Origin of the sequence: Parafrankia colletiae (assembly GCF_001854655.1) — a bacterium.
GTDB lineage: Bacteria > Actinomycetota > Actinomycetes > Frankiales > Frankiaceae > Parafrankia > Parafrankia colletiae.
In genome coordinates, this window is sequence record NZ_MBLM01000005.1 from 1 (window position 1) to 14,372 (window position 14,372).

Here is a 14,372-nt window from a genome sequence, read left to right on the forward strand (position 1 = left end):
TGCTGTGTCTGGCGCCGGAGGAGGGGTTGGGTGTGCGGGATGAGCAGATGCGGGCTCGTCACCTCACCGCCATCAACCGCTTCCGCGGCGTATAGCGCCTGACGGGAGGGATCCGCACCGCACTGGCCGGGTGTGCGGCGGGGCAGCCGGCCTGGCCGGCGCCCCGCCGCGGAGCTGGTAGCCTGCCGGTTGAGGAGGACTGTTGCGGTGTCGGCAGAAATCACCCGACCCGCGTCGGGCGGCAGTGCTTCGGGCGGCGGTGCGGCTCCCGCCGAGCCGGGCAGGCCACGAGCCCAGGGGCGGGCCCGGGCGGGTGCGCGTTCCTCCCGGCGCGAGGAGCTGCTGCACGCGGCGGCCGTCCTGTTCGCGGAACGGGGCTTCCGCGGGGTGGGCATCGAGCAGATCGGGGCCGCTGTCGGCATCAGCGGCCCGGGCATCTACCGCCATTTTCCGAGCAAGGACGCGATGCTCGTCGAGCTGCTCGTCGGCATCAGCAGGTACCTGCTGGAGAACGCCCGCGACGCCCGCCAGGCCGGGGAGAACTCCGCACAGGCCCTCGACCGTCTCGTCCGCGGCCACGTCGAGTTCGCCCTCGACCATCCCGAGCTGATCGTCATCCACGACCGTGACCTGTGGAGCCTGCCGGAGGAGGCGGCTCGTGAGGTCCGCCGGCTGCAGCGGGCGTACACCGAGCAGTGGGTCGAGACCCTGCGCGAGGCGCGGCCGGAACTGGGCGTGGCGGCGGCACGGGCCCGCGCGCACGCGCTGTTCGGGTTGATCAACTCCACCCCGCACAGCGCAAGTGACCTGGGCCGCCCGGAGATGGCCGCGATGCTGCACACGATGGCTCTCGGCGCGGCGCACAGCTGACCGCTGACCGCGTCGCCCACGAGATCCGGCCCACAGCTGCGCCCGTCCGGCCCCGCGAGATGCCCTCTCTTTCCCGTCCAAACCGGAATCTCAGTCCAGAAAACGAGGTTCCAGTATCGGGGGGTGGCACTCTTCCACACTGTGCACGCCATTCCGCCATCACAGTTCTTGCGCCACGAACGAGGCTTCTCTACGTTGCCTGATGGGTGGCCGGTAGTGCGCGGAAGCAGGTCGGACGGGCGATGCAGCCCGCTGGGCGGTGCCGCCGGACGCAGAACGGCCCCCCGCGGCGTCGCCGGTGGGAGCACCGGGCGGCACCGGCCGCGCGGAGATGATCCGGGCGCGGGCCCCGAGGGAGCCCTCGCGGCCCGACATCGGTGATGAGGAGTGGACTGCAGATGCCCCAGGGAAATGAGACCGGCCCGCTGACCGTCGCGGTGGTCGGGTCCGGACCGTCCGGCTTCTACGCGGCGGCCTCGTTGCTGGAGCAGAGCGACGTGCCGGTCCGGGTGGACATGTACGAGCGGCTGGCGACGCCGTGGGGCCTGGTGCGCTCCGGTGTCGCCCCGGACCACCCGAAGATCAAGGCCGTGTCCAGTGTGTACGCCGCGATCGCCGCACACGAGAACTTCCGCTTCTTCGGCAACGTCGACATCGGCTCGACCGTCACCCGCGAGGAGCTGACCGAGCGCTACGACGCCGTGCTGTACGCGGTCGGCGCGCAGACCGACCGGCGGCTCGGCATCCCCGGCGAGGACCTGCCGGGCAGCGAGTCGGCGGTCGACTTCGTCGGCTGGTACAACGGCCACCCCGACTACGCCCACCTGAAGTTCGACCTGACCGGCGAGCGCGGAGTGGTGATCGGCGCCGGCAACGTCGCGCTGGACGTCGCCCGCATCCTGTGCTCCCCGCATGAGCGGCTGGCCCGTACCGACATCGCCGACCACGCGCTGGAGGCGCTGCGGGACTGCGCGCTCAAGGAGGTCATGGTGGTCGGGCGCCGGGGTGCCGCCCAGGCCGCGTTCACGACCGCCGAGCTCAAGGAGCTGCCCGAGTTCACCGAGTCCGGGGTGGACGTCGACCCGGCCGAGGTCGCCGAGCAGCCCGGCGAGGACGCGCTGTCCCGCCTGGTCAAGCGCAACCTGACCATCATGCGCGGCTACGCGCAGAACCCGCTGCCGCCCGGTGCGCGCCGGGTCGCGCTGCGCTTCCAGCGCACCCCGCTGGAGATCCGCGGCGACGGCCGGGTCGAGGAGATCGTCTTCGCCCGCAACGCGCTGAAGGTCGGCGAGGACGGCTGGGTCAGTGCCGTCGACACCGGCGAGCGCGAGACCGTCGCGACGAGCCTGGTCCTGCGGGCGGTCGGCTACAAGGGCCGGTCGATCAAGGGCCTGCCGTTCGACGACCGCCGCGGTGTGATCCCGAACGTCAACGGCCGGATCGACGGCGTGGAGCGCGAGTACGTGGCCGGCTGGATCAAGCGCGGCCCGACCGGCATCATCGGCACGAACAAGAAGTGCGCGGCGGAGAGCGTCGGCCGGCTGCTCGCCGACGTCGCCGACGGCTCGCTGCGCCGCCACGAGCGGGACGGCTCCGTCGACACCCTCGCCGACATCGAGGGCTGGCTGCGGAGCCGGCAGCGGCACCTGGTCACCGAGGCCGGGTGGCGGCTCATCGACGCCGCCGAACGGTCCACCGGCGAGCCGTCCGGGCGGCCGCGGGTCAAGCTGGTCCTCACCGAGGAGCTGCTCGACATCGCGCTGGAACGCCGGATCGCCTGACCGCGGTGCCCGCGCGGCCGGGAGCAGCCGCGGCTGCGGACGCCGTCGTCGTGGGCGCCGGCGTCAACGGCCTCGTCGCGGCGAACCTGCTGGCCGACGCGGGCTGGGACGTCGTGGTCTGCGAGGCCGAGGACGCACCGGGCGGCGCCTGCCGGTCGGCCGAGGTGGCGGCGCCCGGCTTCGGTACCGACCTGTTCAGCGCCTTCTACCCGTTCGCGGCGGGTTCCCCGGTGCTGCGCGGCCTGGCGCTGGAGGACCACGGCCTGCGGTGGTGCCATGCCCCGCTCGTGCTCGCCCACCCCACCGCGGACGGTCGGTGCGCGCTGCTGTCCACCGATCTCGCCGAGACGACGGCCTCGCTCGCCGACTTCGCCGCACCGGACGCCGCGGCCTGGCGGGCGCAGGCCGAGCTGTGGGGCCGGATCCGTGAGCCGCTCCTGGAGGCGCTGCTCGCCGTGCCGTTCCCGCCGGTGCGCGCGGGCCTGCGGCTCGCCCGCACGCTCGGCACCGCCGACGCGCTGCGGTTCGCCCGGTTCGCCGTCCTGCCGGTCCGCCGTTTCGCCGCGGAGGAGTTCGCCGGCGCGGGCGCCGGGCTGCTGCTGGCGGGCTGTGCCCTGCACACCGACCTCGCTCCCGAGTCGGCCGGTTCGGCGCTGGTCGGCTGGCTGCTGGCGATGCTGGGCCAGGACGTCGGCTTCCCGGTCCCGCGGGGCGGCGCCGGCCGGCTCACCGGGGCACTGGTCGACCGGCTGCAGGCCCGCGGCGGCGTCCTGCGGACGGGGACCCGGGTGGACGCGGTGACCGTCAGCGCCGGCCGGGCCCGCGGGGTGCGGCTCGCCGACGGGACGCTGCTGGCCGCCCGTCGCGCGGTGCTCGCGGACGTCGACGCGGTCGCGCTCTACCGGAGCCTGGTCGCCGCCGAGCACCTGCCGCCACGGCTGCTCACCGATCTGGACCGCTTCCACTGGGACTCCGCCACTTTCAAGATCAACTGGGCGTTGGCGGGCCCGATCCCCTGGGCGGACCCGCGGGTGCGCCGAGCCGGCACCGTCCACCTCGGCGGCACCCTCGACGATCTGACGGAAATGTCCGCCCAGCTCGCCCGTGGCCTGATCCCGGCCGACCCGCTGCTCGTGCTCGGCCAGATGACCACCGCCGACCCCACCCGGTCGCCGGCGGGCACCGAGAGCGCCTGGGCCTACTTCCACCTGCCGCAGCATCCGCGGGGCGACGCCGGCGCGGCGGGCGGCGCACCCGTCACCGGCCGCTGGGACGCCGCCGACCTCGCCCGCCTGGTCGACCGGGTGGAACGCCGGCTGGAGGCGGCCGCACCCGGCTTCACCGCCCTGATCGCCGGCCGGGACGTCCAGTCACCCGCCCGGCTCGAGGCGATGGACCCGGGCCTGCGCGGCGGTGCGACCGGGGGCGGCACCGCCGGCCTGCACCAGCAGCTCGTCTTCCGTCCGGTGCCCGGCCTGGGCCGGCCCGAGACCCCGATCCCCGGCCTCTATCTGGCGTCGATGTCGGCCCACCCCGGTGGCGGCGCGCACGGCGGGCCGGGGGCGATGGCGGCCCGGGCCGCCCTGCGCGACAGCGGGCCCGCTGGCCCGCTGCGGCGCAGGGCGCTGGCCGCCGCGCACCGGCGGATCTACGCCGGCCCGAACGAGTCCCGCAGCGCCTCGGAGACCGTGCGGGCGACCCGGCCGAACGCCCCGTCGTAGCGCAGCGACTCCGCCCGCGGGTAGTCGAAGGGCACGGCGACCTCGGTGAGCAGCTGCCCGGACCGGGCGGAGAGCACCCCGACCCGGCTCGCCAGCGCCACCGCCTCGACCACGGAATGGGTCACGAACAGCCCGGCGAAGCCCTCCCGCAGGTGCAGCTGCTGCAGCTCGTCCCCGAGCCGCTGGCGGGTGATCTCGTCGAGTGCGCCGAACGGCTCGTCGAACAGGTACAGCGCCGGGCGGGCGGTCAGGGCCCGGGCGAGCGAGACCCGCATCCGCATTCCGCCGGACAGCGCCCGCGGCCGGTGCCGCTCGTAGCCGCGCAGGCCGGTGAGCGCGAGCGCGTCCGCCACCAGGGCGTCGCGCCGCGGGCGTGGGACGCCGTCGAGTTCGGCGAACAGCCCGACGTTCGCCGCGACCGTCCGCCAGGGCAGCAGGGTCGGGTCCTGGAAGATCAGGGCGGGGGAGCCCGGCCCGGCCAGCACCGCCCCGGAGGTCGGCACAGCGAGACCCGCCGCGATCCGCAGCAGGGTGGACTTGCCCGACCCGGAGGCACCGATCAGCGCCACGATCTCCCGGTCCGCGATCTGCAGCGAGACGTCCCGCAGCACCGTGGAACCGTCGGGGAACGTCATCCCGGCCCGCTCGAACGCCAGCGCCGTGCCAGGCGGCGCCAGGCCCACCGGGCGGGACGGGGGCCGCGTYGTACGCCGGGTCCAGGGCCGCATGAGGTCATCATCCCGTCATCCCGGGCGGCCCCGTCACCCGGGCAGCCGGCGGCGACCAGGTCCGTGACCTGGGTATTTGACGAAAATTGGAATACCCAGTAGAAGCTTTCCGCCGTATGCGGACGGAGGTGCCGGCCACCACACGGCGTGGGGAGGTCGGCGCTGTGGAAAAATTGCTTTGAGGTGGAGCGCGGCCGGTCTGCCGGTTCTCCGACAATCCGTTTTGACAAATCCGCTCCGGCGGATCCCGTGGCATCGCGAGGACCGCGACTAGGAGGACAGCGTGCCGAACGGCGAGCCCATCGTGTACCGCATCATGTTGGGAGCCCGCCTGCGCCGCCTCCGTGAGAGCACGGGCATCACCCGGGAGAGCGCCGGATATCAGATCCGCGCCTCCGACTCGAAGATCAGCCGGATGGAGCTCGGCCGGGTCGGTTTCAAGGAACGCGATGTCGCCGACCTGCTCACGCTCTACGGCGTCGTGACCGACACCGACCGCGCGCCGATTCTGGCACTGGCCCGGGAGGCGAACCGTCCGGGCTGGTGGCGTGCGTTCGCCGACGTCGTGCCGAGCTGGTCCGAACCGTATCTCGGGCTGGAGACCGCCGCGGCGCTGATCCGCACCTATCACCTGCACCTCATCCCCGACCTGCTCCAGACCGAGGAGTACGCCCGCGCGGTCATCCGCCAGACCAGCAGCCGAGGCGTACTGAGCGACGAGGTCGTCGACCGCATGGTCGCGATGCGGACGACCCGGCAGCGGCTGCTGCGCAGCCCGGACGCGCCGAAGCTGTGGGCGGTCGTCGACGAGGCCGCGCTGAGCCCGCGGATCGGCTCCACGGCCGTGCTGCGAGCCCAGCTGGCGTACCTGGCCGAGCTGGCCACGGCATCGAACATCATCATCCAGGTGCTGCCGGCCGCCTATGGCGGGCACGTCTCGGCGGGCGGCACGTTCACGATCCTGCGCTTCACCGAACCCGAGGTGCCGGACGTCGTGCACATCGAGCACCAGAGCGGCACCGTCCACCTCGACCGGCCGGAGGACGTCGACCGTTACGAGGAGCTGATGAACCGGATCGGCGTCGACAGCGTCACCCCGGACCGCACCCCCGCCTACCTGGCCCGGCTCGGCAGCCGGCTCGGCGTCTGAGTCGGTGGGCGACCGCCCTATCGGCCTGGCGACACCGGGCAGCCACCGTATGGCAGCAGGGCGTCTCGCTCCGTAGGCTGGGGCCGCCCCATCCGCAGCCTGGAGGTCGCCTTGCGACGCACCCCGTCCCGCACCGCCCTCGCCGCCGCCGTCGCGGCGACAGCCGCCAGCCTCGTCCTGGTCAGCGGCTGCGGCTCCGACGACGACGAGGCGTCCGCCGCGGCGCCGGCGCCGACCGGCACTCCCGCTGCCTCCAGCGCCCCGACCACCACCGGCAGCACCGGCGGCGGTGTGGACGTCGTCCTGCACGACGCGGGCGGCGCCGAGGTCGGCACCGTCACGCTCACCCCCGTCGACGGGGCGGTGCGGGTCGAGGGCCACTTCCACGGCCTGCCGAGCGGCAGCTACCACGGCTTCCACATCCACCAGAAGCCGGTCTGCGACCCGAAGGCCGCCGACGGGGCGTTCAGCACCGCCGGCCCCCACTTCAACCCGGCCGGGACGCCGCACGGCGAGCACGCCGGTGACCTGCCCCCGCTGCTCGTCGACCGCGACGGCACCGCCCAGCTCACCGCCGAGACCGACCGGTTCACCCTCGACGGCCTGCGCAGCGGGGGAGTCGCGCTGATCGTGCACGCGCAGCCCGACAACCTCGCGCACATCCCCGATCGCTACCGGGCCAGCGACGCGCCGTCGCCCGGCCCCGACGAGAAGACCGACGCGACAGGTGACGCCGGCGACCGCATCGCCTGCGGGGTGCTCGCGAAGGCCTGACGGCGCACCTGTGGTGCCCCACCCGTGGTCCTTGGTCCCCCGCCCGGGCGGACCAAGGCAGGGTGATCCCGACCCGTTTCCGGTGACACCGTGAGGTACGACACCGAGGGTGGGGAGGATCTCAATGTGGAGCCGTCCGACCGTATCCACCGCTTTGGYGATGGACGTGAACGCCACCTACCTGGCCTGCGACGGGACCCGGGTTCCCGTGCTCGTCTCGCTGGGTTTCGACCCGCTGGACCCGGTCGCGGTCACCATCCGCGCCCGGGCCGGCGACCCGGGCCCGGCCACGCTCGCGCTCGCCCGTGACCTGTTCACCCGCGCCACGGCACCGGCACCTGTGCCTGCACCGGCGCCTGTTCCGGACCCGCCCCCGGCCGATCCGGCGGGGGGCGGGGCGCCGCAGGCCCTCGCCGCACCGTCCGGTGGGATCGGGCCGTGCGTCGAGCCGGTGCTGCGCGGCGGCCTACGCCTGATCGCGATCTCGCTGCCCGGCCCGCATGGCCGGACAGCGCTCGAGATGTCGGCGACCAGGGTCGTCGACTTCGTACGGCGGACCTACGAGGTGGTCCCCGTGGAGGCGGAGGCGGCCCTCATCGACCTTGACCTCGAACTGGGCCTCGCCGCCCTCGGCTGCGGGTGACGACCCCCGCTCCCGTTCCCGCCCCCGCTCCCGCCGGTTCCGGCGCGGGGCCACCGGCAGGTGCCGCCGACCACGGCAGCCACGCCGACCTCGGCTGGCGCGCGGCGCCGGCGGTCCTTCCCCGCGTGGGCGGGATCTACTCGACGGTGAGGATCTCGCCGACGGGCCGACGCGGGGTCAGCGCCGAGGCTGCGGCGTCCCGGCGGGGATAGCCCACCCGCAGGATCATCTGCACGTGTCCGGCGATGCTCAGCATCCGCTCGATCACCGACCGGTACCCGTCGCTGTCCACCGGCTGCCCCATCGGGGATGCCGCCGCCCCGGCGGCGGTGACGGTGAGCAGGACCCGGGCGAGTGCCTGCCCCGCCCGCAGCCGGTCCTCGGCCTGGTCGGCGTCGGTGCCGATCACGAACACAGCGGGGCGCTCGACGGCCTCCGGGCGGGTGCCCCGCCCTCCCAGCGAGGGCGGGGCACCCGGCACGCCGGCCGGATCGAAGTCACGCAGCGGGAAGTCGCTGGCCCGGGACGGATGATGCGTCGAGGCGACACCGGTCGGGACCCCGTCCGCCGTCGGCCCCTGCCCGCGCCGCCACGCGGCCAGCTCGGCCCGGTAGGCGGGGTCCGTCTGCTCCGCCCAGTCGGCGCGTGCCGCGACCACCGCGGCATCGAGTCGCTGGTCGGAGTGGGCCAGCGGCATCAGCCAGGCGCCCTCCGCCTCGGCGGCCCGCCGCATCCGGTCGACCAGCGCCGGGTCCAGCGGGTGCCCGTCGAACGGGCGGCGGTCCGTGTGGCGCGCGCCGGCGGCGGAGAACAGCAGCCGGTCGGTGGCGGTCGGCGGGACCCGCCCGGTGACCCCCATCGACGCGAGCACCAGGTCGTCGGACAGCACCGGCTGCAGCGCGCCGCAGCCGGTCGTCCCCGGCAGCAGCTCCACGACCGGCTCCAGGCCGAGCACCCGGAACGCCAGGCGGGCGTGCAGCAGCGCCGCGCCGCAGCTCACCAGCAGCTGGCGACCGTCCGGGTCGAGGACGGCGAGCCGCCGCTCGACGTCCGGCCGCAGGGTCAGCAGGCCGTCGGCGAGGCGCCACCGCCAGGGCTGGGTGTTGTGGATGGAGGGCGCGAGCGAGGCTGTTGTCACGACCTCCACGGCCACCTCGCGACGGATCTCCGTCGTCACCGACTCCATGATCGAGACCTCCCCTCGCCGCTCGGTGGCACGCACCGAGCGTGCCGTCCGCAGCGTGGACAACATCCACGGTAGTCGGCGGCGGACCACCCGACGGTCGGCCGACGGGACCATCGTGCCGGCGGCGCGGGCCGGCCGCCGACGGATCCGTCACGTCCGCCGGGTACCGTCCGGCGTCCGCCCACACCCGCCGCGGGCCCGCTCCGACCGTGGTCACGTGCGGAACCGCCGGTCCGTCCGCTGTCGCCGGACGGCCGTCTCGCGGCGGTCGGCAGGACCCCGCGGACCGGGCCGGACGTCCCGGCCGGCGCGGCCGATGTGACATGGGCGAAGGGCCCACACCGCCCGTATGGTCGCAGCCATGGAAAAGATCCGGGTGTTCGTTCTCGATGACCACGAGATCGTGCGGAATGGTCTGCGTCAGACGCTCGCCCGGCATGACGATATCGAGGTCGTCGGAGAGGCCGGGCTGGCCGCGGAGGCGCTGCGGCGCATTCCCGCACTGCATCCCCATGTGGCGGTGCTGGACGGGCGGCTGCCCGACGGCAGCGGCATTGACGTGTGCCGGGAGATCCGGTCGGCACTTCCGGGCGTGGCCTGCCTGATCCTGACGTCCTATGACGACGACGAGGCGCTCTTCTCGGCGATCATGGCCGGTGCGGCGGGGTATGTGCTGAAGGAGATCCGCGGGAACGACCTGGTCGGGGCCATTCGCACCGTGGCGTCAGGTCAGTCGCTGCTCGCCCCGTCGGTGACGCGCCGCGTGCTGGAGCGRCTGCGGGACGGGCCGAACGAGGACCCGGCCATGGCCACGCTGAACCAGCGGGAGCGCGAGATTATCCAACTGATTGCGGACGGGCTCACCAACCGGCAGATCGGCACCCGGCTGGGGTTGTCGGAGAAGACAGTGAAGAACTACGTGTCGAGCATTCTGGAGAAGCTCGGGCTGGCCAGCCGCACCCAGGCCGCCGTCTATCTGATGAAGCAGGCCGCGGAATAGCCGCGCTCGGAGTGTGCCTGCTCGTCTGCGCGCTCCTCGTCGGCGCGCGGGCGGCCGTCCGCCTCAGCTGGTGGGCGGTCACGGAGCTCGGCCACCGGCAGGCCCAGGCGGCACCGCCGCCGCACACCGGCGACGCGGCAGACCGCCGCCGGAGAGGCTTGGCGGACCGTCGCGGGAGAAAGACGCGTCCGCGAAGGGCCGGGTGGAGAAAGGCGTAGACCCGGCCCGCCAGGTGTGGGCCGGTGTCCCGGCGCCGGCGGCCTTACGTCCCGCGGTGGGCGGGCGGGAGGTCGGTGCGGAACGGGGCGGCAGGTCACCTGACCGGACGGGACGAATGGGGGATGCTGGCGGGTGCGGGAATCGGTCCGGGGAGGAAGATCTCCACGGCTGGACTTGCCGATCGATACCGGCACCGCACAGCTGTTCCGCCCCCGGTCACCGTCTCGAGAAAGGCGCTTTCAGCTCCGGGCGGGGCGGTGGGTGCGCGRCCGAGCGTGAACCGCCCCGAAGAACGGTCTGGAGACGAAGATGTTTCTGCATGACGACGCTCCTCGAAGGCAGGCCACCGACGTACAGGCAGCACCGCCCGGAACACCGATCGACGGTCCGGCGCCCGGTCCGGCACCAGGCCCGGCGCCACGGGAACTCCGCCTCGACACCCGGGAAACCGTCGAGACCGCCACCTCTGTCGTCTTCCTCACCGAGGACCGCGCCTACAAACTGCGTAAACCAGTGGATCTGGGATTCCTGGACCTGCGTTCCCGCGGCGTGCGGCTGCGGGCCTGCGAGGACGAGGTGCGCCTGAACCGGCCGCTGGCCCCCGACGCCTATCTCGGCGTCGCCGATATCCGGGATGAATCCGGAGTGCTGTGCGACCACATGGTGGTCATGCGGCGGATGCCGGCTGCCCGCCGCCTTTCCGCCCTGGTCGCCGCCCTTCCGACCGGCGCTGACGCCGTCCTCGGTGAGCTGCGGATCCTGGCCGGGCGGCTCGCCGCGTTCCACGAGGAGTGTGAGACGTCCACCGAGATCGCCCGGGACGGTGGCCTCAGCGCACAGCAGGCGCTGTGGCTGGCGGCGATGGACGGCATCGCGCCGTTCCGCGGCCGGCTCATCGACGCCGTCGTGGCCGACGAGATCGGCCGGCTCGCGCTGCGGTACCTGGCCGGGCGCGGGCCGCTGCTGGCCCGCCGCCAGCGCGCCGGGCGGATCCGCGGTGGCCACGGGGACCTGCGGGCCGATGACATCTACTGCCTGCCTGACGGCCCGCGGGTGCTGGGCAGCGTCAGCTCCGACCCGGCCCTGCGCCGCGGCGACGTCTTGGGGGACGTCGCCTCGCTGGCAGCGGACCTGGAGCACCTCGGCGCGCCCGCGGCGGCACACGCCGTCCTGGCCGCCTACCGCGAAGCGGCGGGGGAGACGGGCCCCGCGTCCCTGGAGCACCTCCACCTCGCCTACCGGGCGGTGGTGCGGGCCGGGGAAGCCTGCGTCCGCTCCCACCAGGGTGATCCGGCGGCGGCCGCGGACGCCCGTGGGCTGGCCGCGCTGGCCCTGCGCCACCTGCGCCGCGGCCGCGTCCGGCTGGTCCTCGTCGGCGGCCTGCCGGGGACAGGGAAGTCGACCCTGGCCCGGGAGCTCGCCGCCCCCGCCCCCAGCTCCGGCTCCGGCGAAGGCTGGCTGGTGCTGCGCTCGGACGTCGTCCGCAAGGAGCTCGCCGGCCTGCCTCCCGAGGCCAGCGCCGTCGCGGAACCCGGTGAGGGGATCTACGCCGCCGACGCGACCGAGCACAGCTACGCCGAGCTGCTCACCCGTGCCCGTCACGCGCTTGAGCATGGGCAGAGCGTGGTGATCGACGCATCGTGGTCGTCGGCCCGCGCCCGCGCCCTGGCCGCCGCGGCGGCTCGGGAGTGCGACGCCGAGCTCGTGCAGCTGCGCTGCGTGAGCCCGCCTCGAGTCGCGGTGGCGCGCATCGCGGCCCGCACAGCTGCCTCGGCGGCAGGCCGCGGTGGTGCGCCCGGCGCCGGGTCGGTCGACCCGTCGGACGCCACGGAACGCGTCTACTTCGACATGGCGACCCGCACCGACCCGTGGCCGGAAGCCCGCGACGTCGACACCTCGACCTCCGCCGACACCGCGCTCGCCCTGGCCCGTCCTCTCGTCGACTGACCCCGCCCCGGCCGACCAGGCGACGGGACCGCTCCGGCCTGCCATGACCGTGCCACCGCCACGCCCCTGCCGTCTTTGGGCGTGGCGGTGCGTCACGGGCGGGTCCCGCTTGCCCTTGGCATCCGGCCCGGGTGTGACGGACGGTTGATATGGCTCGCCGGCCGGTTCTGGGGCCTAGTCACAGGCGGAGAGGTGTTCTTCGCCTGTGAGGTAGTTGTGCGGATAGGTCGTGGTGGTGGTGCCGGCGGGGCCGGTCCACTCGAAGGTGCCTGGTCGGGGTTGGCGGACCTTCCACAGCCGACCGGGCTGGTGGCGCATGCGGTGGTGCCGGCGGCAGCAGGGGCCGAGGTTGGTGGTGTGGGTGGGCCCACCTGCGGCGTAGGGCACGGTGTGGTCGGTGTCGGTGCGGGTTGCCTTGCGGGTGCAGGTCGGATGGGTGCACTGGCGGTTGCGGGCCCGGATGTGGCGGACCTGCGCCGGGCTGGGGAGCCGGCGCTCGGCGACCTCGATCAGCGTCCCCTGCGGGTCGGTCAACAGACGTCGCCAGGTGGATCCGGGGCGCATCGCGATCTCCTTCGCGATGGCGGCGGGCAGCGGGCCGTAGCCGGCGAGCTCACCTGGTTCGTGGCCGAGGCCGAGCAGCGTGGTGATGGGGACGACGACCTGGATCTCGCAGCCGATCGGTGCGGCGTGCTCGGCGCGACCGGTGAGCAGGTCGACGAGAACATCGGCGCGGATCTGGTCCCGGGTGCGTTCGTCGTCGTCGTCGCGGTTGCGGGCGATGATGTCGGCGAGGTGATCGATCCGCTGGTAGCAGGCGGCGGCGTCCTCGGCGGGCAGGACTGCGATCAGGGTGCTCGTGGCGTCCTCGTCGGCCTCGATCCGCACGCTGCGGTCGCGGCGCTGTTCGTCGGCACGGTCCTTGGCTCCGTCGGGGTCGAGGCGGATGACGGCCCGGCGGCACGCGGCGGAGAACGCGGCCCGGTGCTTCCGTGGCCCGCGGTCGAGGATCCAGGCCTCGACCTGCGCGGCCACGTCGTCGTCGAGCGGGCTGGTGGCATGTTCCAACGACCGCAGCCGGGGCAGGTCGATGATCCCGGCTGCCAGCGCGTCCACCGCGCGGGGCAGCCGGCGCACCACCGTCTCCGCGAAGTACAGCTGGTTGCGGGCTGACGCACCGGACACCCGCAGCGTTGCGGCAACCTCCTCAGGGGCGTAGTGGGAGAAAACCCCCGGCGGGTCGACCTCCCGAGGGGCTTGTAACGCGGCAAAACCAGCCAGGCCACGCAGCATCTGCGCCTGGCCCGCAGCGACCAGCCGAGCCGCAGCGCCAATGCCCCCGAGCCGGGTCTGAAGACGTCGCTCGAACTCCTCGGCAACATCCACGGCAGCAGCGCCGCTCCCACCACCAGCCGCGCGACGGCCAGCAGACCCGCCAGCACTCAGGTCGCAGCCAGCAGAACCATGCAGCGATCCCTGATCGGCAGGACCACCCGCCCGGTCGTGGTCGGTGCTGGTGGGCAGGGTGCTGGTGGGCAGGGCGGTGGTGGTCGAGTCGGTGGAGGGCATGGGATCACCTCGTCCGGGGGCAGGGCGCAACATCCTGCGAAAAATCGAATGTGTGTTCGAGTGCGAGTTCGATGATATGGCGTTGCATGGCAGCCTGGAGTCGGCGAAAGGGCGAGACCACAGGGAGAACCAGCGCCGCTCCTAGTGGTGGCCGGCGTTAGTTCGTCGGTTATGCCGCCAGGTCGAAGCGTCGGGCTGTTTTGAGCAGGTCAGCGCGGGTGTAGGTCCAGTCGAACGGCTGGGCATTGTGGTTGTAGCGGGCCTGGAAGGCGWTCACCCGMGCGGYCAGGTCGTCGAGGTCGGTGAAGTCACCGCGGGTGATCGCTTTACGTTGCAGGATCGAGAAGTAGATCTCGATCTGGTTGAGCCAGGACGCGTGCAYGGGCAGATGGACGAGGTGGGCGTTCGGGTAGACCGCGCGCATCCGGGTGACCGAGGCCCGGCCGTTGTGGGAACAGCCGTTGTCGACGACCCAGAACACCCGCCGTGCACCGGCGTAGGGCTGTTGGGTCATGACCTGGTCGACGAGCCGGCCGAACGGCACGATCCCGGTCTTCTCCTCGACCCTGCCGGTCACCTGCCCGCGGTGGACGTCATAGGCGGCGAAGTAGGCGATCGTGCCACCACGGCGGTACTCGAACTCGACACGGCGACCGTGCCCGGGTCCGGCGGGCCTGGTCGGGTGAGCGCGACGCAGGGCCTGCAGCTGGGACTTCTCATCCGCACTGATCACGTAGTCGTCGTCGGTGAGAGGCCTTCCGTCCCAGCGCCGTTCGTAGAGATC

Annotated in this window: 12 protein-coding genes; 8 read left to right on the plus strand and 4 right to left on the minus strand. The window is 73.6% G+C overall.

The features are described 5' to 3' along the window. Positions 1 to 207: 207 nt before the first annotated feature. The 3 genes from CC117_RS03320 (at position 208) to CC117_RS03330 (ending at position 4,372) form a co-directional block, all read left to right on the plus strand. On the plus strand, positions 208 to 870 hold the full coding sequence (locus CC117_RS03320; RefSeq protein WP_198541710.1) for a TetR/AcrR family transcriptional regulator: 663 nt from the start codon (positions 208 to 210) through the stop codon (positions 868 to 870). Positions 871 to 1,268: 398 nt separating this feature from the next. Further along, positions 1,269 to 2,651, plus strand: a complete 1,383-nt coding sequence (locus tag CC117_RS03325) for an FAD-dependent oxidoreductase (protein ID WP_071082303.1) — start codon at positions 1,269 to 1,271, stop codon at positions 2,649 to 2,651. Between the two features lie 5 nt (positions 2,652 to 2,656). Further along, positions 2,657 to 4,372, plus strand: a complete 1,716-nt coding sequence (locus CC117_RS03330) for a phytoene desaturase family protein (protein WP_071082304.1) — start codon at positions 2,657 to 2,659, stop codon at positions 4,370 to 4,372. On the opposite strand, the gene CC117_RS03335 is transcribed toward CC117_RS03330, so the two are convergent. Further along, complete coding sequence (locus CC117_RS03335; protein ID WP_084131411.1) at positions 4,300 to 5,100, minus strand: ABC transporter ATP-binding protein; 801 nt, start codon at positions 5,098 to 5,100, stop codon at positions 4,300 to 4,302. The two genes, CC117_RS03330 and CC117_RS03335, sit on opposite strands and share 73 nt — an antisense overlap. Before the next feature lie 283 nt (positions 5,101 to 5,383). Between CC117_RS03335 and CC117_RS03340 the strand changes: the two genes are divergently transcribed. The 3 genes from CC117_RS03340 (at position 5,384) to CC117_RS03350 (ending at position 7,667) form a co-directional block, all read left to right on the plus strand. Beyond that, positions 5,384 to 6,250: a helix-turn-helix domain-containing protein gene (locus tag CC117_RS03340; protein ID WP_084131414.1), complete on the plus strand. Its 867-nt coding sequence runs from the start codon at positions 5,384 to 5,386 to the stop codon at positions 6,248 to 6,250. A gap of 111 nt (positions 6,251 to 6,361) precedes the next feature. Then, a complete protein-coding gene (locus CC117_RS03345; protein WP_071082306.1) occupies positions 6,362 to 7,024 on the plus strand; it encodes a superoxide dismutase family protein in 663 nt (220 codons plus the stop codon). 166 nt (positions 7,025 to 7,190) lie between these two features. Continuing rightward, a complete protein-coding gene (locus CC117_RS03350; protein WP_407673463.1) occupies positions 7,191 to 7,667 on the plus strand; it encodes an SsgA family sporulation/cell division regulator in 477 nt (158 codons plus the stop codon). Positions 7,668 to 7,803: 136 nt separating this feature from the next. On the opposite strand, the gene CC117_RS03355 is transcribed toward CC117_RS03350, so the two are convergent. Next, complete coding sequence (locus CC117_RS03355; RefSeq protein WP_241829793.1) at positions 7,804 to 8,919, minus strand: Acg family FMN-binding oxidoreductase; 1,116 nt, start codon at positions 8,917 to 8,919, stop codon at positions 7,804 to 7,806. A 295-nt stretch (positions 8,920 to 9,214) separates the two neighbouring features. Between CC117_RS03355 and CC117_RS03360 the strand changes: the two genes are divergently transcribed. Both CC117_RS03360 and CC117_RS03365 read left to right on the plus strand, forming a co-directional pair. Further along, a complete protein-coding gene (locus CC117_RS03360; RefSeq protein WP_018639985.1) occupies positions 9,215 to 9,853 on the plus strand; it encodes a response regulator in 639 nt (212 codons plus the stop codon). Positions 9,854 to 10,381: 528 nt separating this feature from the next. After that, positions 10,382 to 12,019, plus strand: coding sequence for a bifunctional aminoglycoside phosphotransferase/ATP-binding protein (locus CC117_RS03365; protein WP_071082308.1), 1,638 nt, complete (start codon positions 10,382 to 10,384; stop codon positions 12,017 to 12,019). A gap of 174 nt (positions 12,020 to 12,193) precedes the next feature. On the opposite strand, the gene CC117_RS03370 is transcribed toward CC117_RS03365, so the two are convergent. After that, positions 12,194 to 13,588 (minus strand): HNH endonuclease signature motif containing protein, encoded by a 1,395-nt coding sequence (locus CC117_RS03370; protein ID WP_084131418.1) that lies wholly within the window; start codon positions 13,586 to 13,588, stop codon positions 12,194 to 12,196. Between the two features lie 169 nt (positions 13,589 to 13,757). Then, positions 13,758 to 14,372 (minus strand): transposase (locus CC117_RS03380; RefSeq protein ID WP_241829794.1); only part of this gene is annotated, 615 nt, incomplete at its 5' end.